The sequence below is a fragment of the Kitasatospora sp. NPDC059648 genome (assembly GCF_042734825.1).
In the GTDB taxonomy this organism is placed as follows: Bacteria; Actinomycetota; Actinomycetes; order Streptomycetales; family Streptomycetaceae; genus Kitasatospora.
Map to the genome: position 1 here is coordinate 163,482 of NZ_JBHWDU010000003.1, position 19,905 is coordinate 183,386.

A 19,905-nucleotide genomic window follows, 5' to 3' on the forward strand; every position below is an offset into this window, starting at 1 on the left:
ACACCACTCCTCGTGGGGGGCTCGTTTCTTTTGTTTTATACTTCTGTGGCCCCCCGTGGCCCCCGGGCGCGCCCGGGGGCCCGCCCCCCCCCCCCCGCGCCCCCCCCCCCCCCGCGCGGCCCCCCGCGCCTCCGGGGCAGGCGGCTACTCCTCCTTGAGGTAGGCCTCGTACTCGGCCGCGGTGAGCAGCCCCCTCAGCTCGTCGGTGCCGCTGAGCGTCAGCTCGATCATCCAGCCGTCGCCGTACGGGTCGCTGTTGACGTCCTCCGGGGCCTCGTTCAGGTCCTCGTTCACCTTGGCGACCGTTCCGGACAGCGGGGCGTAGAGCTCGCTCACCGACTTGACCGACTCCACCGAGCCGAACGGCCGACCGAGTTCGAACTTGTCCTTCTCCTTGGGGAGTTCGACGAAGACGATGTCGCCGAGCTGCTTCTGCGCGTAGTCGGTGATGCCCACGCGGGCGGTCTTGCCCTCCACCCGGACCCACTCGTGGTCCCTGGTGTACTTGAGGTCGGCGGGGACGGCGGACATGGCTTCCTCTTTCGGTCGGGTGGTCGGTCGGGTGATCGGTCGGTTACGGGAGGAGCCTGCTACACATCCCGGCTCCCGACCGTGAACTCACCCGAACGAGTGAAGCCCGCGCGTCAGTTGTGGAGGAAGGACTCCAGCGACGAGGCCAGGGCGACCGGCGCCTCGTACATCGGGTAGTGCCCGCTGCCGCCGAGCTCCTCCAACTCCGCGTTGGGGTAGTGCTCCAGCCAGGTGCCCCGCATGACGTCGGCGGTCAGGGCGAGGTCGTGCTCGCCGACGATCACCTTGACCGGTACGGGGTTCCCGCTGATCCGGCGCTCCAGGTCGGCCGTCGCCCAGTCCCGGACGTACCCGCCGAAGGCCTCGGCGTTCGACAGCCGCAGCGACTGGTCGACCATCCGGTCCAGCCAGACCCGGCCGGCCCGCTGGCCGGTGACCAGGTCGAGGATCGCGTACCGCTTCTCCCGGTCCTCGGCGGCGCCGTAGAACAGCGCGGCCCCGGCCTCGTCCAGGGGGTAGGCCCCGGCCGGGACCGGCGCCAGGCCGACCAGCTTGCGCACCCGCAGCGGAGCCTCGGCGAGGACCTGCTGGGCCGCCTTGCCGCCCATCGAGTGGCCGACCAGCGAGAAGCGGTCCCAGCCGAGCTGGTCGGCGAGGGCGAGCGCGTCGGCGGCGATCTCGGCGAGGGTGTACGCGCCGGTGACGTCCTTGCGCTCGCCGTAGCCGCGGTAGTCGAGGAAGGCGTAGCTGAAGGCCCTGCCGTCGAGGTAGTCGAGGAAGGGGCCCCAGCCCGCGCTGGTGCCGAACCAGTCGTGCAGGACGAGGACGTGGTGGTCGCCGGTGCCGGTCACTCGGTGAGGGATCGTCATGCCGGTGGTCGTTCCCCGGAAACCGCCCGTCCGAACGGCCGGTCCGGGAAGCGCCGTTCGCCGGGTCAGGCGGTGGGCCGCCGGGCGAAGGCCGGGGCGTGTTCGGGGCGCGGCCCGAGGGCGATCAGGCGGGAGAGGGCGAGCCGGACGGCGGGCACCCGGCGGGAGAGCACGGCGAAGCCGGCGGGCGGGCCGGAGCGGCGGCCGGAGAGGACCGGGGTGAACATGACGCCGTGCAGGATCCGCTGGAGCCGCTGCATGACCACGGTGGGCCACCAGCGGCGCCGCTGCACCCGGGCCAGGGCGGCGACGGTCGGGCGGCCGCGCCGGAGTGGTTCGGCGAGCAGGGTGGCGGCGGCGACGGCGTCCTGGACGGCGAGGTTGATGCCGACGCCGCCGGCCGGGGACATCGCGTGGGCGGCGTCGCCGATCAGCAGCAGTCCGTCGGCGTACCAGCGGTCCAGCCGGTTGAGCCTGACGTCGAGCAGGTGGACGTCGTCCAGGCTCGCCAGCTGGTCGACGCGGTCGGCGTACTGCGGCAGGACCCGGGCGATCCGGGCGCGGAAGCGTTCGATGCCCTCGGCGCGCAGCCGGGCGTCGGAGCCCTTGGAGTTGAAGTACGCGATCTGGAAGAAGTCGGCGCGGGTGAGGCTGAGCGCCATCTCGCGGTCCCCGAAGCCGGGGGCGAGGTTGGGCGGCGCGGCCTGTTCGTGGGCGTGCCGCGGGAGGCGGAACCACCAGACGTCGAAGGGCACCGGGTACTCCTCGGGGATGAGGCCGGCCTCCCGGCGCAGGGTGGAGTGCCGGCCGTCGGCGGCGACGGTGAGGTCCGCGCGGATCTCGCCCTCCTCGCCGTCCCGGGTGCGGTAGCGCACGCCGACCACCCGTCCGCCCTCCCGCAGCAGTCCGGTCGCCTCGGTGTTCATCCGCACGGTGAAGGTGGGCTCCTGCTTCGCCTCCTCGGCCAGGAAGTTGAGCAGGTCCCACTGCGGCATCATCGCGATGTAGTTGTACGGCGCGGGCAGCTCGTCGAAGGCGCTCAGCGCGACGGTGCCGACACCGGGCAGCGGCAGCACCAGGTTGCCGAGCCGGCTCTGCGGCAGTGCGGCGAACTTCCGGCCGAGACCGAGTTCGTCCATCAGCCGCACGGTGGAGGCGTGGACGGTGTCGCCGCGGAAGTCGCGCAGGAAGTCGGCGTGCTTCTCCAGCACGGTCACCTCGACGCCCGCGCGGGCCAGCATCAGGCCCAGCATCATCCCGGCCGGTCCGCCCCCGGAGACGACGACGCTCATGGCTTTCTCCCCTCGGTCCCCTTGCCGGTTCCGTTTGGAACTCGTATATAGAGCATCTGTGGAACCGTCTCAGGTGTCAAGTAGTAGGATGTTCCACATGGAGGATCTGGTGGCGGCCGCCCTCGGGGCGGCGAAGGAGCGGGGACAGGACGTCGCGGACGTACCGCTGACGGCGATCGCGACGGCGGCCGGCATTTCGCGCAGCACGCTGCTGCGCCGGCTCGGCGGCTCCCGGGCCGCGCTGGACGAAGCGGTCCGGCGGGCGGGGGTGGACCCGGGCGGGCGGCGGCCGGTGCGCGAGCGCGCGATCGAGGCGGCGGCCCGCCTGGTGGCGGAACGCGGCCTCGGTGCGATCACGCTCGACGCGGTCGCGGACCGCGCCGAGTGCTCGCTGCCCAGCCTGCACGCCGTCTTCGAGGGCCGGGACGGCCTGCTCGCCGCGGTCTTCCTGCAGTACGGCCCGCTGCCCGACCTGGAGGCGCTCGCGGCCGACCCGCCCGAGCGCCTGGAGGACACCGTCCGGGCGCTCCACCGCACCTTCCTCGCGAGCCTCTCCGACGAGCCGCGGATCATTCCGGCGGTCTTCGCCGACCTGCTCAGCCGCCCCGACGGGCCCGCCGCCCGGATGATGGCGGTCCACATGCCGCGGATCATCGACGGCCTCGGCCGGCTGCTGCTGCCACAGGTCGAGGCCGGCCGGATCCGGCCGCTGCCGCTCCCGGTGCTGGTGCAGCTGCTCCTGGGCCCGCTGCTCAGCCGCGTCCTGATGCGCCCGGTGCTCGAAACCGCCCTCGGGGCCGGCCTGCCCTCGCTGGACGAGTCCATCGACCTCTTCACCGAGGCCTACCTGCGGGCGGTCGCCCTGCCCGGCCCGGCCCTGGAAGCACCCGGAGGAGAAGCGTGATCGGCGAACTGCAGTGCCTGGTGCTCGACTGCCCGGACCCGGCGGCGCTCGCCCTCGGTGCCGTACGGCTCCACGACGCCGGCGGCTGGCGGGTCTGCGCCGACCCGGCCGGGCATCCCTTCTGCCTCGTCAGGAGCTGAAGCGCCGCGCCCTCGTCATGGACCGGAAACGCCGAGCCCCGGCCCCGGACAGTGCCGGGAGCCGGGGCTCGGTGCTCTTCGGAGCGGGGATCAGGCGGTGCGGCGGCGACGCGCGAAGAAGATCGCGCCGATGCCGCTGGCGAGCAGGCCGGCCGCGGCCGCCGCGGCCGCCAGCATGCCGTCCGAGCCGGTGTGGGCGAGCGAGCCGTCCGCCACCTGGGCGTCGGTGGTGGTGCCGGTGGTGGTGCCGGCGGCGTCGGAGCCGTCACCGGAGGTGGTGGTGAGGCCGGCCTTGACGGCGCTGGTGCCGCCGTCGGCGGCGCCCTTGTCGGTGCCGGCGGCCGGGGTGGTGTTGACGTCGACCGGGAAGGCCTGGGGGCCGATGGAGGCGGAGTAGCCGCTGTCCTCGCCGAGGACGGCCACGGTGTTCACGTAGGTCCGGCCGAGCGGGGCGCCGTCGGTGAAGCCGAGGCGGACGTGCTTGGTGACGGTGGTGTCGGCGGGCAGGTCCTTGTCCGCGGTGAGGTGGTAGACGACCTGGTCGGCGCCCGGCCGAGGGGTCGGAACGCCGGTGATGTTCTCCCAGCTGCCGTCGGCCTTCTGCACCTGGAGGGTGCTGCGCCGGTCGGTCTGGACGACGGGCGACACGTTGTCGTAGGCCGAGGCGCTGGAGTTGGTGAAGCTGATGTCGAACTCGGCCGGGGCCCCGCCGGGGACGGCGGTGGTGGGCGCGCCCTTGGTCCGCACGTCGAGGGCCTTGAGCGCGACGTCCTTGGTGCTCTCGGCGAGGACGTGCTCACCCGTGTTGTCGAGGACGGCCGAGGCGAGCTTGACGGTGCCGCTCTGGCCGGCCCAGTCGTTGTTGAGCGGGGCGGCGAGGCGCAGCTGGACCGTCTTGGTGCCGTGGGCGGGGACGGTCACGCCGTTGAGCGAGCCGATGAAGTGGAACCCGTCGGGCTGCTGCTTGAAGGTGAGCCCGACCGGCTTCCAGTTGCCGTCGGCGTCGCGGGACTCCAGCGTGATGCGGCCGTCGCTGCGGGCGTTCGGGTTGCTCGCGTCGAGCTTGAGGTTGAACGGCGCGTCGGAACTGCCCGCGTTGGTGACGGTCTCGGTGAACTCGACCGGCTTGCCGCCGTTGCCGATCGACGCCGGCTCCTGCACCGACAGGCCCAGGGCCGAACCGGTGAGGTTGATCGCGATGTACTGGGGGCCGACCGAGACGGGCGAGTAGTTGCTGCCCTGGTCGAGCAGCGCCCGCGGGTGGACGTACGTCGTGCCGACCTTGGCGTCGCCGGTGAAGCCGAGGCGCAGGTGCCGGGTGAAAGTCTCGCCCGGCGCCAGGTTCTGGTCGTCCGCGAGCTGGTAGAGGAGGTCTCCGTCGGCGTGGGGGAGGGAGGTCCCGGTGAGGGTCTGCCAGCTGCCGTCGGCCTTCCGCATCTGGAGCGTGCTGGACTTGTCGGCCTGCAGGACCTTGGAGACGTCGGTGAAGCGGGAGGCGCTGGGGTTCTTGATGGTGACGTCGAACTCGACCGGCGCGCCGCCGATGACGGCGGTGGTCGGAGCGTTCCCGACCTCCAGGGTCACGTACCTGGCCGAGACCTCCTTGGTGTTCTCGGCGAGGACGGTGCCGCCGGTCGCGTCGAGGACGGCGGAGCCGAGCTTGACGGTGGACACCTGGTCGGTCCAGTAGGAGTGGAGCCCGGTGGTGAGGCGCAGCTGGACGGTCCGGGTGGCACCGGCGGCGACGGTGAGGCCGGGCACCGTGTCGGTGACGGGCTTCCAGGTGCCGTCCGCGTCACGGTACTCGACCTTGATGACCTGGTACGCGAGGGGGCTGGCGTCGGTCGTGGCCTTGACCCGCAGCTTGAACGAGGCGTCGGTGGTGCCGGAGTTGGTGACGGTCTCGCTGAACTCGACCGGCTCTCCGCCGCGGCCGACCGTCGCGGGCGCGTCGACCTGCAGCGACAGCTTGTCGGCCGTGGCCTTCGCGGTCGGCTCCGCGGAGGCGGTGGCGGAGGCGGCCGGGGCGTCGGCGGCGTAGGCGGCCGGGGAGGCCACGACGGCGCCGGTCGCCAGCAGGACACCCAGGGTGGCGGCGGTGAGAACGGTGGAGCGGGAACGACGTGCGCGCACGGCGGACATTCTGAATACCCCCCAGGGTGTTGCACCGGCAGCGTCCTGCCGCCGGTCGATCAGTACGGTCATGGTCGGACCCGAGGTCCGGGGTGGTGCCCCCGGTGTCGCCTGCGGGCCGCTCCGGCGGGCTTCCCCGCCGCTCACTCACATAGACGTGCGAGGGGCAGGGGGGTTGCAGGTGGGTTCGAAGTTTTTTCGGAGAATCTTAGAAACCCCTCTGACCTGCGAATTCGTCCCGCGCTCCGCCCCGGCGGATCAGTCCAGCACCAGTCGGTCGCCCAGCCGCAGCCGCCCCGGGGCGGCCACCTCGGCGAGGGCGTCGAGCCGGCCCCCGTGGGCGTGCACGATCGCCTTGAGGATCTCGGGGGCGTGCGGCAGCCCGGGTTGCGGGGCGCCGCTCATCGCGCAGCGCTCGCTGGAGGTGACGAAGGCCAGCCGGGCGCTGTCCGGGGCCTCGCCGTGGGCCCGGCGGCCCAGCCAGGCGTCCTCGACGAAGGGCGGGGTGCCCGGCGGGGTGCGCAGCACGATGTTGGGGCGGAAGCGGCGTTCGTCCACCACGGCGAACGGGACGGCCTCGCGGAACCAGTCCAGGGTGGCGGTGGTGAGCAGGCTGACCGGCAGTCGGTCGACGTGCGGGACGGCGTCCTCGCGGGCGAGTTCGACGTCCTCGCGCTGCAGGTAGGCGCGCAGGAAGGCGGTCGGGTGGTCGACGGGGCGCCCGAGCGGGTCGAACAGTTCGGGGCCGTCGATCCGGTGGCCGAGGCGGGCGGAGAGCCGGAGCAGGCCGTCCATCCGGCGGAAGCGGCGGGTGGACTTGCCCGAGCCGAGCTTGCCGGAGGCGTCGCGGACGGCGTAGAGGCGGTCGCCGGCCAGGCCGCGCAGGTCCACGTCCACGGCGTCGAGCCGTTCACCGCCGGTGGACTTCACGGGGTAGCGCCAGAGTCGCTCGACCACTCCGATGATCTCAGCCATGGCCGGACAGCCTAGTGGCGCCACCGGGGGATGGTCTAGACCAAGTCCCTTGCCGGAGAGGCTCCCCGCGGGACCGGCCCGGCCCTCAGCCCAACCGCGCCACCGCCCGCACCGGCGCCCCGTCCGCCGCCACCAGCCGCAACGGGAACAGCGAGACCTCCACCGGCCGGCCGGCCTCCTGCGCCTCCAGCAGCGCCCGCAGGTCGGTCAGGTTCTCGGCGATCACCCCGCCGCCCTCCGCCCCCAGCAGCACCCGGTGGGCCGCCAGCGTCGGTTCCTCCACCGCCGAGTCGGGCCCGTCGTGCTCGTCGGTGAGGTCGGCGAGCAGCGCGGCCACCGCCCGGTCGTCCGGCCCCGGGTCGGGGGTGGGGTCCACGCTCAGCGCGTCCACGCCGACCGTCCGCACCCCGGCGGCCACGATCGCCTCGGCGGCGACCGGGGTCAGGCTGGGATGGGCCAGGTAGGCGTCGGTGCCCCAGTGCCGGGCCCAGCCGGTGGCCAGCAGCAGGACGGAGCCGTCCCGGCAGCGCTCCAGCGCGGGCGCCAGCAGTGCGGGGGTGACGGCCGTACGGGGCTCCAGCCCGCGCAGGTCGGCCACCACGGCCGGGCCCGTGAACCGCTCCAGCGGCAGCCCGTCCAGGGTCGGCCAGGTGACGTCGACGTGGTACGGCGCGTCCACGTGCGTCCCGGACTGCGAGCCGAGGTGCAGGGCCAGTACGTTCACCCCGGCGGTGGCGGTGGTGAGCGCGGGCTCCAGCAGGACGGCCGGATCGCCGGGATAGACCGGCATCGCGGTGGTCACCTGATGGGTGAGGTCGACGAGGGTCGCTGCCATGGGGCCCATCCTCCCAGGGGGCGCGCCGCCGCGGGCCCGCTCGGCCGTCCCCGGCCCGAAGCCGCAGGTGGGGGCGGGACAGAATTGCCCCATGGGAACTGCGAAGCGTCAGCCGTGGGTGGTCGGGGTCTCGGGAGCGTCGGGGACGCCGTACGCGGCCTCGGTGATCCGGGCGCTGCTCGTCGCCGGTGAGGCGGTGGACCTGATCGTCAGCCGGGCGGCCCGGCTCACCATCCTGGACGAGACCGGCATCTCCTTCCGGGACGCCCACTGGCGCGCCGACCTCGCGCGCTGGCTGGGGACGGAGGACGGCCTGGACGACGTCCGCTACTGGCCGGCCGGGGACTTCGCGGCCGGCCCGTCCAGCGGCTCGTACCCCGCCAAGGGCATGCTGGTGGTCCCCGCGACCACCGGCGCGGTGGCCGGGATCGCGCTCGGCCTGAGCAAGGACCTGCTGCAGCGGGTGGCCAGCGTCACCCTCAAGGAGCGCCGTCCGCTGGTCGTGTGCGTGCGCGAGACACCACTCAACGGGGTGACGTTGAAGCACTTGGTGGAACTGGACGCGCAGGGCGCGGTCGTGCTGCCGGCCTCGCCCGGTTTCTACGCCGGCGGCTCCACCGTGCGCGAACTCGTGGATTTCGTGGCCGGCCGGGTGCTGGACGCCGTCGGCGTGCCGCATTCCCTGTACCTGCGCTGGGAGGGCGAGTTGGGCGCGGCCGCCCGCAAGCCGGAGGGCGGGGAGGGCGATCGGGCTGAGGGGGAGTAAGGAGACCGAGGGCGGGAGAGTATGTTCTCTGCGATATCCGGGTCGGTCAGCGCACGGCGCCTTTGAATCCGGATAATGATCTGTGGGTCTGGTGAGGTTCGGAAGGACGCGGACGGTATATGGACACGGTGGACAGGCAGCTCATCCAGGCGCTCCGGGAGAACGGCCGCGCGTCCTACGCCGAGCTGGGCCGACTGGTCGGACTCTCCGGCCCGAGCGTCACGGACCGCATCAACCGCCTGGAGCAGGCCGGTGTGATCACCGGCTACCGCGCGACGGTCAACCCGGCCTCGCTCGGCTTCGGCGTCACGGCCCTGATCGGCCTTCAGCTCACCGACGCGGCCGACCACGAGGACGTCGCGTTCCGGCTGAAGGACCTCAACGAGGTCGAGGACTGCTGGTTCATCGCGGGTGACGACTCCTACATGCTCAAGGTCCGGGTGGCCGACGTGGCCGGCCTGGAGTCGGTGGTGAAGCGGATCTCGGGCACGAAGGGCGTGGCCAGAACGCGCACCACCGTCGTACTCTCCACGAAGTGGGAGAACCGGGTGAGTGAGCTTCCTCCTGTAGGAGAGTGACGCATGGCACTGGTCGGTCTGGAGGAGCTGCGCGCTGCCCGGCAGCGGATCGCGGGGGTGGCCGTACGCACCCCGCTGGTCCCCGCCCCCTGGGCGTCCGAGGGCGAGCGGCGGCTCTGGCTCAAGCCCGAGAACCTCCAGCCGACCGGGGCCTTCAAGACCCGCGGTGCCTACAACCGGCTGGCCGCGCTGACCGCCGACGAGCGCTCCCGCGGTGTGGTCGCCCAGTCCAGCGGCAACCACGCGCAGGCGGTCGCGTACGCGGCGCAGCTGCTCGGCGTCAAGGCCGTCATCGTGATGCCGGACACCTCGCCCGCGGTGAAGGTGGAGGCCACCCGCTCGTACGGCGCCGAGGTGGTCCTGGTGCCGCCCGCGGAGCGTGACACCCTGCCCGGCGAGCTGGCCGACCGGCACGGCTACGTCTGGGTGCCGCCGTACGACGACCCGTTCATCATCGCGGGGCAGGGCACCGTCGGCCTGGAGATCGCCGAGGACGCCCCGGCCGAGCTGGACACCGTCCTGGTGCCGGTCAGCGGCGGCGGACTGATCGGCGGGACGGCGGCCGCGCTCAAGCTCACCCGCCCGGGCGTCCGGGTGATCGGCGTGGAGCCGGAGCTGGCCGCCGACGCCCGCGCGAGCCTGCGCTCCGGCCGCCGGGTGGAGTGGCCGGTCGCGGACACCTACCGGACGATCGCGGACGGGCTGCGCACCCCCTCGGTCGGCGTGCTGCCGTACGAGCACATCACCACCTACGTGGACGACATCGTCACCGTCACCGAGGACGAGATCCGCGCCACCGTCGCCCTGCTGGCCCGCCGCGGCCGGCTGGTCGCCGAGCCCTCCGGCGCGGTCGCCCCGGCCGCGTACTTCCACCGGGCCGCCGAGACGGGGGGTCAGACGGTGGCCGCCGTGGTCAGCGGCGGGAACATCGAACCCGCGCTGCTGGCCGAACTGCTCTCGGCACAGGTGTAAGCCCTCGCAGAGCTGCCCGCGCCATAGGCGTAACCTCGTCTCCGGCAAGGAATCGAATGTCGGAGGAGGCGGGTCACCGCATGGACGCAGGGCTCAAGCGAGAGCTGGAGGCGAAGGTCTACGCGGGTGAGCGACTGACCCGCGAGGACGGGATCGCGCTCTACGAGAGCGACGACCTGGCCTGGCTGGGCGGGCTGGCCCACCACGTGCGGACGCGGAAGAACGGCGACGTCGTCCACTTCAACGTCAACCGCCACCTCAACATGACCAACGTGTGCAGCGCGTCCTGCGCGTACTGCTCGTTCCAGCGCAAGCCGGGCGAGAAGGACGCCTACACGATGCGCATCGAGGAGGCGGTCCGCCTCGCCAAGGCGATGGAGAGCGAGTCCCTCACCGAGCTGCACATCGTCAACGGCCTGCACCCGACCCTGCCGTGGCGCTACTACCCGCGGTCGCTGCGCGAGCTGAAGGCGGCTCTGCCGAACGTCTCGCTGAAGGCCTTCACCGCCACCGAGATCCACTGGTTCGAGAAGATCAGCGGCCTGTCCGCGGACGAGATCCTGGACGAGCTGATCGACGCCGGCCTGGAGTCGCTGACCGGCGGCGGCGCGGAGATCTTCGACTGGGAGGTCCGTCAGCACATCGTCGACCACGACACCCACTGGGAGGACTGGTCCCGGATCCACCGCCTCGCCCACAGCAAGGGCCTCAAGACGCCCTGCACCATGCTGTACGGCCACATCGAGGAGCCCCGCCACCGGGTCGACCACGTGCTGCGGCTGCGCGAACTGCAGGACGAGACCGGCGGCTTCCAGGTCTTCATCCCGCTGCGCTACCAGCACGACTTCCACGACTCCAAGGACGGCGTCGTGCGCAACAAGCTGATGGCCCGTACCGAGATGGCCACCGGCGCCGAGGCGCTGAAGACCTTCGCGGTCTCCCGGCTGCTCTTCGACAACGTCCCGCACGTCAAGGTCTTCTGGGTGATGCACGGCGTCACCACCGCCCAGCTGGCGCTCAGCCACGGCGCGGACGACATGGACGGCTCGGTGGTCGAGTACAAGATCACCCATGACGCGGACAACTTCGGCACGCCGAACAAGCTCGGCCGCGAGGACCTGCTCGGCCTGATCCGGGACGCCGGCTTCCGCCCGGTGGAGCGCAACACCCGCTACGAGGTCATCCGCGAGTACGACGGCCCGGACCTGACGCGTCGCGAGACCCCGCAGGCGATGCGCCTCTGACCTGCGCACTCCCCGCCGCCCGGCCCGCACCCGCGGCCCGGGCGGCGGCGTCTTCACGGGCCCCGCACGCGACCCGGGTTTACCAACGGGTACGGCGTTTGGCAGGATCGACGGCATGTCCGGTTCTCATCGCGCCACCGAGTACCCGCCGTACGAGCCGATGCAGGAGCCGGTGCACGGGGTGCCGCAGCAGTCGCACGACGCGCCGTACAGCCCCTACGAGCCCTACCAGCAGGGCTACCGGGGCGAGTACCGGCAGCAGCCCTCCGACGGGTACGACGGGTACTTCGGGGCGTACGACCAGCCGTTCCAGGCGTACCCGGCCGATACCCAGCCGGTGTACCAGGCGGACCCGGAGTACCAGGAGCCGGTCTACGAGCCGTACCCGGAGCCGGCCCACGAGCAGCAGCCGGCCCACGAGGTGCACGGCTACGAGGAGCGGGCTTACGAGGAGCGGGCTTACGAGGAGCGGGCCCACGAGGAGCTCGCGCCCGTGGTGCCGCTCGCCTCCGTCACCCCCGCCGTGAGCCCCGCCCAGGGCGGTCGGGCCGCAGCCCGGGGCCGACGGCGCAAGGCCAAACAGAAACGTCACGGCAAGGCGGTGATGGCCGGCACCGCGCTGCTGGTCGCGGCCGCCGCCGGTTGGTACACCGTCGGCCAGGACGGCGCCAGGTCCGTCGCCGCCGCGGCCGACGGCCCCGGGCCGGAGGGCGTGAGCAAGCCCGACCACCCCTCACCGCCCGCCCCCGCCGCCGTCCAGGCCGCCACCGACCGGCAGTCCGCGGCCCCGGCCGCCGGCCGGAGCGAGACCCGCCCGGACGGCTCGCTGGCCGCGATACCCGGCCTCGGTGCCGCCTTCACCGCGAAGATCCCCGCCGCGACCACCCAGGTCGTGGTCGCCAGCGGCCAGGGCAAGGACACCGACAGGAACAGCGTCACGCTGTGGACCCGCACCCCCGAGGGCCGCTGGCTGGCCGGGGAGACGTGGCAGGGCCACAACGGCAAGAACGGCTGGACCACCGACCACAACGAGGGCGACCTGCGCAGCCCGATCGGAGTCTTCGACCTCACCGACGCCGGCGGCCGCAACGACAACCCCGGCAGCAAGCTCCCGTACGACAAGGACCCGAGCTTCGTGGTCTCCGGGACTGGCTTCTTCGGCGACCAGCTGGCCGGCTCCTTCGACTACGTGGTCGCGATCAACTACAACCGGGTCGCCGGCAGCTCCCCGCTCGACATGCGCCGCCCGATGGGCGCCAAGAAGGGCGGCGGCATCTGGCTGCACGTCGACCACGACGGCCCGACCCACGGCTGCGTCTCGATACCCGAGGACAAGATGGCCCAGTTGATCCGCACGCTGGACCCGGCCGCCCACCCGGTGATCGTGATGGGCGACGCCGCCTCGCTGGCCGCCTGACCTCGGCGGACGCCCGGACCCAGGCGCCCCAAGGCCCTTGTGGAGCTTCTACAGATCGGCGGTGCGGATCCTGTAGCCGGTCATGCCCGGCTGACCAGCGGGTAACCCGGTTCCATGGCAGCATGAGCGGTTCGCGCATTGTGGCACTCGGCCACTACCAGCCCCCCAAGGTCCTCTCCAACGACGACCTGGCGGCACTCGTCGACACCGACGACGAGTGGATCCGCACCCGCGTGGGCATCCGCACCCGGCACATCGCCGAGGGCGAGACCCTCGTCGACCTCGCCACCGAGGCCGCCCAGAAGGCCCTGGCCAGGAGCGGCCGGACGGCGGCGGAGATCGACCTGGTCGTCGTCGCCACCTGCACCGCGATCGAGCGCAGCCCCAACACCGCCGCCGCGGTGGCCGCCCGGCTGGGCGTCCGCTCGCCCGCCGCGTACGACATCAACACGGTCTGCTCCGGCTTCTCCTACGCTCTGGCCACCGCCGACCACGCGATCCGGGCCGGAGCGGCTCGGCGTGCCCTGGTGATCGGCGCCGAGCGGATGTCCGACACGCTCGACTGGACCGACCGCTCCACCTGCGTGATCTTCGGCGACGGCGCGGGTGCCGCGGTGGTCGAGGCCCAGGAGGAGGGCGCCGAGCCGGGCATCGGACCGGTGGTCTGGGGCTCCGAGCCGGAACGGGGCGACGCCGTCGTGATCACCGGCTGGGATCCGGTGATCAGCCAGCAGGGCCAGTCGGTGTTCCGCTGGGCCACCACCCAGCTCGCCCCGCTGGCCCGCGAGGCCTGCGAGCGGGCCGGGCTCGACCCGTCCGAGCTGAAGGGATTCGTCCCGCACCAGGCCAACCTGCGGATCATCGACGCGATCGCCGCCAAGCTGGGCCTCGCCGACGCGGTGGTGGCCCGGGACGTGGTCGACTCCGGCAACACCTCGGCCGCCTCCATCCCGCTCGCCTTCTCCAAGCTTGTCGAGCGCGGCGAGCTCTCCCCGGGCGACCCGGTCCTGCTCTTCGGCTTCGGCGGAGGCCTCGCCTACGCCGGCCAGGTCGTCCGCTGCCCCTGATCCGCCCGCTACCCCTGGTTCGCCCGCTCGTTTCCGGGGCGCTCCGGACCCGGTGCCGACGGTCGGCGCTCCCTCGCTCCTCCGTCGCTCCCTCGCTTCTCCCTTTCGGCACGGGCGAGCCCCTTCGGCTCGGGGCGGGGATCCCGCTGGCTGGGGCCGCACATGCCGGTGGGCGGGCACCCTCACACAGGGTGCCCGCCCACCGGCATGTCTGGCGCGCGTGCGGTACGTCGGCGGACCTCCCCCGAGGACACGGCCGCCGTCCGTCGGTCCCCGGACAGGAGGCCGGGGCTGCGCGCGGAGCGGATGGTGGATCGAACGGAGGTTTTACTTGGGCGCCTTCTTCCCGGTGACGCCCAGGTACACCAGGGGAGCGAGGTTGGGCTTGAGGTCCTTGACCTTGACGCCCCAGGAGGTGAAGGCCTTCTGATGCTCGGCCGCCGAGGCGAGCAGCGAGACCAGGGCTCCGGAGACGGCGTTCGGGTCGAGCGACTTGTCGGCCTGACCCTTCGCCTGGAGTTCCTTGACGGCCTCGGCGAGCGGCTTGGCGACCGAGTTGAGGACGGTCATGCGGATCTTGAAGAACCGCTTGTCCCCTTCCGCGGCACCGAGCGTGACCACTCGGAGAATGGCGTCGTTCTTGCGCCAGAAGGCGAGGAATCCGTCGACCAGTTCTTCCGAAGTGGTCGGTCCGGACTTCCCTGCCCAGGACTTTCCGGCCACCAGCTCTTTGAGGGTGTCGGAGTCCTTGGCCATTTCCTCGGCGATTTCGAGGACTGCGCCCTCGACATCCGGGAAGTACTGGTAGAAGGTCGCGGGGGAGGTACCCGCCATACGGGCGACGTCGATGACCTTGACGTCCCGATACGGCGACGTGCTGAGCATCTCGCGGAGGCAGTCGAGCAGCTTCTGCCGCGTCTCCTGTCCGCGTCGCCCGGCGACGCGACCGTCGACGGTGCGAACTTGTCCTGTCATGCCGTCAGCTTACCGTGGCAAGATCTTGGCGCGATTCGGTGATGCGACTATTACTCCGCACGGGGGGCTGCTATAGGGCTCCGAAGCACTTCGGACGGATATTCACCGGGCCTCGAAGCCGCTGTTGAAGCCCCCCCGTGTGCTTTTGACCCCATAGCGTGACGGCGAGTCCGCTGAGGGTTGGTTGGGTGACAGAGCGTGACCGGCTGGACGGTTTGACGAGCCGACGGTCCGGGCCCCGGGGTGCAAGCCGCGGCCGGAACGGGCGTCAGAATCCGGCCGTTCCGTCATCGCTGACCAGCGGAGCGTCCGGCGCCCGTCTCCCGGTGGGGGAGGTTGGAGATGCGCCGGGCGGCATTGGAGAATCGGGTCCGGCACCACGCGGCGGGTGCGGACAACGGGGAGGTGGCTGCGGAGTGGACCAGCTGACGGCGCACGATCCGAGGCGGATCGGGCCCTTCGAGGTGCTGGGGCGGCTCGGCGCGGGTGGGATGGGGCTGGTCTACCTGGCGCGCTCCGCCTCCGGGCGCCGGGTGGCCATCAAGACCGTCCGGGGGGAGCTGGCCGAGGACGAGCTGTTCCGCGTCCGCTTCGCGCGCGAGATCGCGGCGGCCAAGACGGTCGGCGGCTTCTACACCGCGGCCGTGGTGGACGCCGACGCGGACGCCCGGGTGCCCTGGCTGGCCACCGCGTACATCCCGGCGCCCTCGCTGGAGGACCTGGTCGAGGAGTGCGGCCCGCTGCCGGTGGAGGCCACCCGCTGGCTGGTCGCCGGCATCGCCGAGGCGCTGCAGTCCATCCACGCGGCCGGGCTGATCCACCGCGACCTCAAGCCCTCCAACGTCCTGGTGGTCGAGGACGGCCCCAAGGTGATCGACTTCGGCATCGCCTCCGGGGTCTCCAGCACCCGGCTGACCATGACCAACGTCGCCGTCGGCACCCCCGCCTACATGTCCCCGGAGCAGGCCCGGGACAGCCGGACCGTCCGGGGCGCCAGCGACGTCTTCTCGCTCGGCTCGCTGATGGTCTTCTGCGCCACCGGGCACCCGCCGTACCGGGGCTCCAACCCGGTCGAGACGGTGTTCCAGCTGCTGCGCGAGGAGCCGGACCTGACCGGCATGGCGCCCGAGCTGATGGACCTGGTCCGCGCCTGCATGCAGCAGGCTCCCGAGCGCCGGCCCACCCCGGCGCAGATCCAGGCGGAACTGGCCCCGCACCTGTTCTCCCGGGACGACGCCTCCGGTGAGGCCGGCGACTGGCTGCCCGCCCACGCGCTGGAGCTGATCGAGCGCAAGCGCGGCCGCCGCCCGAGCGCACCGGCGCCCCGCCCGTACCTCGGACCGGCCGAGCCGCCGCAGCAGCCGCCGCTCCAGGCCCCGCCGCAGCAGCCGCCCGCGCCGCCGCAGCCCGTCGGCGCGGACGACCCGCGCACCTATCCGGGCGCCGGACACGCGCCGCCGGCCGGGCCGGTGCACGCCGGGCCGCGCCCCGGGGTCGGGGACGGCGAGATCCCGACCGCGAAGATCCCCTCCAAGAACAAGCACCGGGCGCCCACCGGCGGCGTGGCCGTCGAGGTGCAGCTGTCCGGTGCCTCGGTGCGGATAGGCCCGGGGCCGCGGGCCGAGCACGAGCAGCCCGGTCCGAGCACCGCCCCGGCCGCGACCGACTGGGTCCGCCGGGCGGCGCCGACCCCGCCGCCGGCGCCCCCGCTGGCCCCGGCCCCGCAGCCCTCTCCGGCTCCGGCAGCCCGCTGGCGCCCGTGGCGGTTCCGGATGTCCAACGACGTCTGGGGCACCCCGGTGGTCGCGGACGGCACGCTCTTCGTCTCCAGCTTCGAGGTGCACGCGCTGGACATCGGCTCCGGAGAGCGCCGCTACAAGACCCGGGACGTCGCCTGGGCGCTCGCGGTGGACGCCGGCCGGGTGCACGCCGCCGACGGGCCGCACCTGTACACCGTGGACGTCGCGGACGGCACCGAGCGCTGGCGCACCTCGCTGGACGGCTGGGTCTACTCGCTGTCCGCCGCCGACGGCGTGCTCTGCTGCGGCGTGCGCGGCGGCGGCGTCCAGCTGCGCGCGGCCGCCACCGGCGCGGAGCTGTGGCGCGCCGACGACGCCCAGCAGGACTACGAGAACCCGCAGTCCGGCCCGGTCCTGGTGGGCGGCTCCGCCTACTACTACGGCGCCGGGCGGCTGCGCTGCGTGGACCCGCGCGGCGCGGGCCTGCGCTGGTCCTTCCAGGTCGGCGAGGACGTGCCCTCGCACCCGGTCGAGCGCGGCGGCGTGCTGTACGTGACGTCGGGCACCCGGGTGTACGCGCTGGACGCGGCCAGCGGCGCCGAGCGCTGGCGCTTCGACGCGCCGGTGGTGCTGTTCACCCCGCCGGCGCTGGACGGCGACGCGGTCTACGTGGCCGACTACCTGGGCACCGTCTACGCGCTGGACGCGGCCACCGGCCTGGACCGCTGGCGCGGGGTCACCGGCAGCCGCCAGGGCGCCGAGCCGGTGGTGGTCGGGGACGGCATGGTGCTGGTGGGCAGCGGCGAGGTGCTGTACGCCTTCGAGGCGGCGACCGGCCGGGAGCGCTGGCGCTACACCGCGCGCGGCGAGATCGTCGGCTCCCCGGCGGTGGCCGACGGCCTGGTGCACCTGGGCAGCCGGGACCACTCCCTGCACACCCTGGACCTGGCGACCGGTCAGCTGCGCTGGGAGCTCGGCACCAAGGGCGAGCTCACCGGCTCCCCGGTGGCGGTCGGCGGCCGGGTCTTCGTCGGCTCCAAGGACCGCTGCGTCTACGCGCTGGACGCCTACTACGGCACGGCGGTGCCCGCCCGCTGAGCGGGGCGGACACCGCCGTGCCGGTGGTGGGACGTCAGGCCTTGCGGGCCCCGGGGTGGCGGCTGCACCAGCCCTCCCAGGCGGAGGAGACCATGTCGGCCACGTCGTGGCTCGCGCTCCAGCCCAGCTCGCGGTGGATCAGGTCGGCGGAGGCCACCACCCGGGCCGGGTCGCCGGGGCGGCGCGGGGTCACCGCGGCGGTGGTGTCGTAGCCGGTGACCTTGCCGATGACCTCGATCATCTCCTTGACGCTGACGCCCTCGCCGCGGCCGATGTTGAGCACCAGCGCGGTCTCGCCGGCCGGGTCGGCGGCCAGCCGCTTGGCGGCGGCGACGTGGGCCGAGGCGATGTCGGAGACGTGGATGAAGTCGCGGACGCAGGTGCCGTCCGGGGTCGCGTAGTCGTCGCCGAAGATCCGCGGCGCCTCGCCGGCGGTCAGCCGCTCGAAGACCATCGGGATCAGGTTGAACACCCCGGCGTCGGAGAGCTCGGGCGAGGCGGCGCCGGCCACGTTGAAGTAGCGCAGGGCCACGGTGGACATCCCGTACGCCTTGCTGGCCGCGGCGACCAGCCACTCGCCGGCCAGCTTGGTCTCCCCGTACGGGCTCATCGGCGCGCAGGGGGTGGACTCGGTGACCAGGTCGACGTCCGGCATGCCGTAGACGGCGGCGGAGGAGGAGAACAGGAAGCGCTTGACGCCGCCCCCGGCCGCGGCCTCCAGCACCGTCTGCAGGCCGATCATGTTCTCGCGGTAGTACAGGAACGGCTGCTCGACCGACTCGCCGACCTGCTTCTTCGCGGCGAAGTGCAGGATGCCCTCGATGCCGTGCTCGCGGATCGCGGCGTCCAGGACGGCGCGGTCCAGGGTCGAGCCCTCGATCAGCGGGACGCCGGCCGGCACCCGGGAGACGTCGCCGGTGCTCAGGTCGTCCAGGACGGCGACGCGCTCACCGGCGTCGAGCAACTGGCGGACGACGTGCCCACCGATGTAACCGGCACCGCCGGTGATCAACCAAGTCATGGGGCAATCCTAGGCGTTCGAATTCGGGCCACCCGGTGCGGGCGAGTCGGGACGGTGATCCGGACAAATCGGTGAAATGCTGACAAAGATTCCCTTGCTCTCATGCCCGCGCCCTCGGCGTGGTGACGAACCGGAGGCAGCCAGGTGAGCCGCACGAAGGAACACGACCGCCCGCTGCCCGCCGGTCCCCGGCCGACCGGCCCCGGACCGGCGCGGGGCCGGCCGTCCGCGCCGGTCGTGGTCGCGGTCATGACGGTGCTGGCGCTGGCCGGGTGCAGCAGCTCCGCCGCCCCTCTCTCCTCCTCGGCCGCCTCTCCCGCGGCCGGCTCCCCGTCCGGCACCACCAAGCAGCCCTCCTCCGCCCCCGGCGCCCAGCCGGGCGGTGACAACCAGCTGCAGGACGCGTACCAGAAGGTGATCCGCGACGTGCTGCCCTCGGTGGTCCAGATCACCACCGGCGAGAGCCTCGGCTCCGGGATCGTCTACGACGACAAGGGCGACATCGTCACCAACGCCCACGTGGTGGGCTCCGCGACCACCTTCACCGTCACCCTGGCCAACAGCACCAAGGCGCTGGACGCCAGCCTGGTCGGCAGCTACCCCGACGCCGACCTCGCCGTGATCAGGCTCAGCAGTCCGCCGAGCGGCCTCAAACCGGCCACCTTCGGCGACTCCGGCAAGGTCCAGCTCGGTCAGATCACCCTCGCCATGGGCAGCCCGCTCGGGCTCTCCAGCAGCGTCACCCAGGGCATCGTCTCGGCCACCGGGCGGACCGTCTCCGAGCCCAGCGGCAGCGCGTCGCCGGGCGCCACCATCGGCAACATGGTGCAGACCTCGGCCGCGATCAACCCGGGCAACAGCGGCGGAGCGCTGGTCAACCTGGACAGCCAGGTGATCGGCATCAACACCCTCGCCGCGACCGAGCCGCAGTCCAACGGCGCGGCCGCGCCGGGCATCGGCTTCGCCATCCCGGCGTCGACCATCACCAGCATCGCCGATCAGCTGATCAAGCAGGGCAAGGTCACCAACTCCGGCCGGGCGGCGCTCGGCATCACCGCCCGGACCAGCTTCAACCAGCAGTTCCAGCCGGCCGGCGCGGTCATCGTGGCGGTCGTCCAGGGCGGCCCGGCCGCCTCGGCGGGGCTCCAGCCCGGCGACGTCATCACTCAGATCGGCGACACCCCGGTCGACTCGCTGAACGCGCTCACCACCGCGCTCGCCTCGCTCACCCCGGGCACCAAGGTGACCGTCACCTACATCCGGGACGGCAACAGCAAGACCGCCGACGTCACGCTCGGCACGCTGGGCAGCGGCTCCTGACCCGGCTCTCCCTCCGGAGACCCCGGTAC

The 19,905-nt window shown here is 72.8% G+C and carries 18 protein-coding genes; 10 read left to right on the forward strand and 8 right to left on the reverse strand.

The genetic code is table 11. The features are described 5' to 3' along the window. Window positions 1-144: 144 nt before the first annotated feature. The 3 genes from gcvH to ACFV1W_RS03555 all read right to left on the reverse strand — a co-directional run bounded on the left by gcvH (window position 145) and on the right by ACFV1W_RS03555 (window position 2,692). Complete coding sequence (gene gcvH / locus ACFV1W_RS03545; RefSeq protein WP_380412692.1) at window positions 145-531, reverse strand: glycine cleavage system protein GcvH; 387 nt, start codon at window positions 529-531, stop codon at window positions 145-147. Window positions 532-644: 113 nt separating this feature from the next. After that, the gene (locus ACFV1W_RS03550) at window positions 645-1,400 is read right to left on the reverse strand and encodes an alpha/beta fold hydrolase (RefSeq protein ID WP_380412694.1); all 756 of its coding nucleotides are present in this window, start codon (window positions 1,398-1,400) and stop codon (window positions 645-647) included. 65 nt (window positions 1,401-1,465) lie between these two features. Then, window positions 1,466-2,692, reverse strand: coding sequence for an FAD-dependent oxidoreductase (locus ACFV1W_RS03555; protein ID WP_380412696.1), 1,227 nt, complete (start codon window positions 2,690-2,692; stop codon window positions 1,466-1,468). A gap of 97 nt (window positions 2,693-2,789) precedes the next feature. On the opposite strand from ACFV1W_RS03555, the gene ACFV1W_RS03560 reads away from it, so the two are divergent. Further along, complete coding sequence (locus ACFV1W_RS03560; protein ID WP_380412698.1) at window positions 2,790-3,596, forward strand: TetR/AcrR family transcriptional regulator; 807 nt, start codon at window positions 2,790-2,792, stop codon at window positions 3,594-3,596. Continuing rightward, window positions 3,593-3,736: a VOC family protein gene (locus ACFV1W_RS03565; RefSeq protein ID WP_380412700.1), complete on the forward strand. Its 144-nt coding sequence runs from the start codon at window positions 3,593-3,595 to the stop codon at window positions 3,734-3,736. Before ACFV1W_RS03560 ends, ACFV1W_RS03565 begins: the two co-directional genes overlap by 4 nt. A gap of 90 nt (window positions 3,737-3,826) precedes the next feature. Here ACFV1W_RS03565 and ACFV1W_RS03570 read toward each other — a convergent pair whose 3' ends face one another. The 3 genes from ACFV1W_RS03570 to ACFV1W_RS03580 all read right to left on the reverse strand — a co-directional run bounded on the left by ACFV1W_RS03570 (window position 3,827) and on the right by ACFV1W_RS03580 (window position 7,679). Further along, complete coding sequence (locus ACFV1W_RS03570; protein WP_380412702.1) at window positions 3,827-5,869, reverse strand: LPXTG cell wall anchor domain-containing protein; 2,043 nt, start codon at window positions 5,867-5,869, stop codon at window positions 3,827-3,829. Between the two features lie 258 nt (window positions 5,870-6,127). After that, entirely contained in the window at window positions 6,128-6,844 is a 717-nt protein-coding gene (locus ACFV1W_RS03575; RefSeq protein ID WP_380412704.1) for an MOSC domain-containing protein, read from the reverse strand. 85 nt (window positions 6,845-6,929) lie between these two features. After that, window positions 6,930-7,679, reverse strand: coding sequence for a cyclase family protein (locus tag ACFV1W_RS03580; protein WP_380412706.1), 750 nt, complete (start codon window positions 7,677-7,679; stop codon window positions 6,930-6,932). Between the two features lie 91 nt (window positions 7,680-7,770). On the opposite strand from ACFV1W_RS03580, the gene ACFV1W_RS03585 reads away from it, so the two are divergent. The 6 genes from ACFV1W_RS03585 (at window position 7,771) to ACFV1W_RS03610 (ending at window position 13,723) form a co-directional block, all read left to right on the forward strand. Beyond that, window positions 7,771-8,445: a UbiX family flavin prenyltransferase gene (locus tag ACFV1W_RS03585; RefSeq protein WP_380412708.1), complete on the forward strand. Its 675-nt coding sequence runs from the start codon at window positions 7,771-7,773 to the stop codon at window positions 8,443-8,445. Window positions 8,446-8,564: 119 nt separating this feature from the next. After that, window positions 8,565-9,023, forward strand: a complete 459-nt coding sequence (locus ACFV1W_RS03590) for an Lrp/AsnC family transcriptional regulator (protein ID WP_030055719.1) — start codon at window positions 8,565-8,567, stop codon at window positions 9,021-9,023. A 3-nt stretch (window positions 9,024-9,026) separates the two neighbouring features. Next, window positions 9,027-9,995 carry a threonine/serine dehydratase gene (locus ACFV1W_RS03595; RefSeq protein ID WP_380412710.1) on the forward strand — a complete coding sequence of 323 codons (969 nt, stop codon included), beginning with the start codon at window positions 9,027-9,029 and terminating at the stop codon, window positions 9,993-9,995. A gap of 80 nt (window positions 9,996-10,075) precedes the next feature. Further along, entirely contained in the window at window positions 10,076-11,239 is a 1,164-nt protein-coding gene (mqnE, locus tag ACFV1W_RS03600; RefSeq protein ID WP_380412712.1) for an aminofutalosine synthase MqnE, read from the forward strand. A 115-nt stretch (window positions 11,240-11,354) separates the two neighbouring features. After that, complete coding sequence (locus ACFV1W_RS03605; RefSeq protein WP_380412714.1) at window positions 11,355-12,656, forward strand: L,D-transpeptidase family protein; 1,302 nt, start codon at window positions 11,355-11,357, stop codon at window positions 12,654-12,656. A gap of 122 nt (window positions 12,657-12,778) precedes the next feature. Further along, window positions 12,779-13,723: a beta-ketoacyl-ACP synthase III gene (locus ACFV1W_RS03610; protein ID WP_380412716.1), complete on the forward strand. Its 945-nt coding sequence runs from the start codon at window positions 12,779-12,781 to the stop codon at window positions 13,721-13,723. 327 nt (window positions 13,724-14,050) lie between these two features. Here ACFV1W_RS03610 and ACFV1W_RS03615 read toward each other — a convergent pair whose 3' ends face one another. Then, the gene (locus ACFV1W_RS03615) at window positions 14,051-14,698 is read right to left on the reverse strand and encodes a TetR family transcriptional regulator (protein ID WP_030284205.1); all 648 of its coding nucleotides are present in this window, start codon (window positions 14,696-14,698) and stop codon (window positions 14,051-14,053) included. Between the two features lie 416 nt (window positions 14,699-15,114). On the opposite strand from ACFV1W_RS03615, the gene ACFV1W_RS03620 reads away from it, so the two are divergent. Then, window positions 15,115-17,535: a PQQ-binding-like beta-propeller repeat protein gene (locus ACFV1W_RS03620; protein WP_380412718.1), complete on the forward strand. Its 2,421-nt coding sequence runs from the start codon at window positions 15,115-15,117 to the stop codon at window positions 17,533-17,535. A gap of 34 nt (window positions 17,536-17,569) precedes the next feature. On the opposite strand, the gene galE is transcribed toward ACFV1W_RS03620, so the two are convergent. After that, a complete protein-coding gene (gene galE / locus ACFV1W_RS03625) occupies window positions 17,570-18,556 on the reverse strand; it encodes a UDP-glucose 4-epimerase GalE (RefSeq protein ID WP_380412720.1) in 987 nt (328 codons plus the stop codon). A 249-nt stretch (window positions 18,557-18,805) separates the two neighbouring features. On the opposite strand from galE, the gene ACFV1W_RS03630 reads away from it, so the two are divergent. Continuing rightward, window positions 18,806-19,876, forward strand: a complete 1,071-nt coding sequence (locus ACFV1W_RS03630; RefSeq protein ID WP_380412827.1) for a S1C family serine protease — start codon at window positions 18,806-18,808, stop codon at window positions 19,874-19,876. The last annotated feature ends 29 nt before the right edge of the window (window positions 19,877-19,905 follow it).

Excerpts from the sequence above, each read along its gene's own strand:
- galE (WP_380412720.1), bottom strand. The coding sequence starts at position 18,556 with ATGACTTGGTTGATCACCGGCGGTGCCGGTTACATCGGTGGGCACGTC.
- ACFV1W_RS03610 (WP_380412716.1), top strand. The coding sequence starts at position 12,779 with ATGAGCGGTTCGCGCATTGTGGCACTCGGCCACTACCAGCCCCCCAAG.
- ACFV1W_RS03585 (WP_380412708.1), top strand. The coding sequence starts at position 7,771 with ATGGGAACTGCGAAGCGTCAGCCGTGGGTGGTCGGGGTCTCGGGAGCG.
- ACFV1W_RS03605 (WP_380412714.1), top strand. The coding sequence starts at position 11,355 with ATGTCCGGTTCTCATCGCGCCACCGAGTACCCGCCGTACGAGCCGATG.
- ACFV1W_RS03560 (WP_380412698.1), top strand. The coding sequence starts at position 2,790 with ATGGAGGATCTGGTGGCGGCCGCCCTCGGGGCGGCGAAGGAGCGGGGA.
- ACFV1W_RS03595 (WP_380412710.1), top strand. The coding sequence starts at position 9,027 with ATGGCACTGGTCGGTCTGGAGGAGCTGCGCGCTGCCCGGCAGCGGATC.
- ACFV1W_RS03550 (WP_380412694.1), bottom strand. The coding sequence starts at position 1,400 with ATGACGATCCCTCACCGAGTGACCGGCACCGGCGACCACCACGTCCTC.
- ACFV1W_RS03630 (WP_380412827.1), top strand. The coding sequence starts at position 18,806 with ATGACGGTGCTGGCGCTGGCCGGGTGCAGCAGCTCCGCCGCCCCTCTC.
- ACFV1W_RS03555 (WP_380412696.1), bottom strand. The coding sequence starts at position 2,692 with ATGAGCGTCGTCGTCTCCGGGGGCGGACCGGCCGGGATGATGCTGGGC.
- ACFV1W_RS03590 (WP_030055719.1), top strand. The coding sequence starts at position 8,565 with ATGGACACGGTGGACAGGCAGCTCATCCAGGCGCTCCGGGAGAACGGC.
- ACFV1W_RS03575 (WP_380412704.1), bottom strand. The coding sequence starts at position 6,844 with ATGGCTGAGATCATCGGAGTGGTCGAGCGACTCTGGCGCTACCCCGTG.
- mqnE (WP_380412712.1), top strand. The coding sequence starts at position 10,076 with ATGGACGCAGGGCTCAAGCGAGAGCTGGAGGCGAAGGTCTACGCGGGT.
- gcvH (WP_380412692.1), bottom strand. The coding sequence starts at position 531 with ATGTCCGCCGTCCCCGCCGACCTCAAGTACACCAGGGACCACGAGTGG.
- ACFV1W_RS03615 (WP_030284205.1), bottom strand. The coding sequence starts at position 14,698 with ATGACAGGACAAGTTCGCACCGTCGACGGTCGCGTCGCCGGGCGACGC.
- ACFV1W_RS03580 (WP_380412706.1), bottom strand. The coding sequence starts at position 7,679 with ATGGCAGCGACCCTCGTCGACCTCACCCATCAGGTGACCACCGCGATG.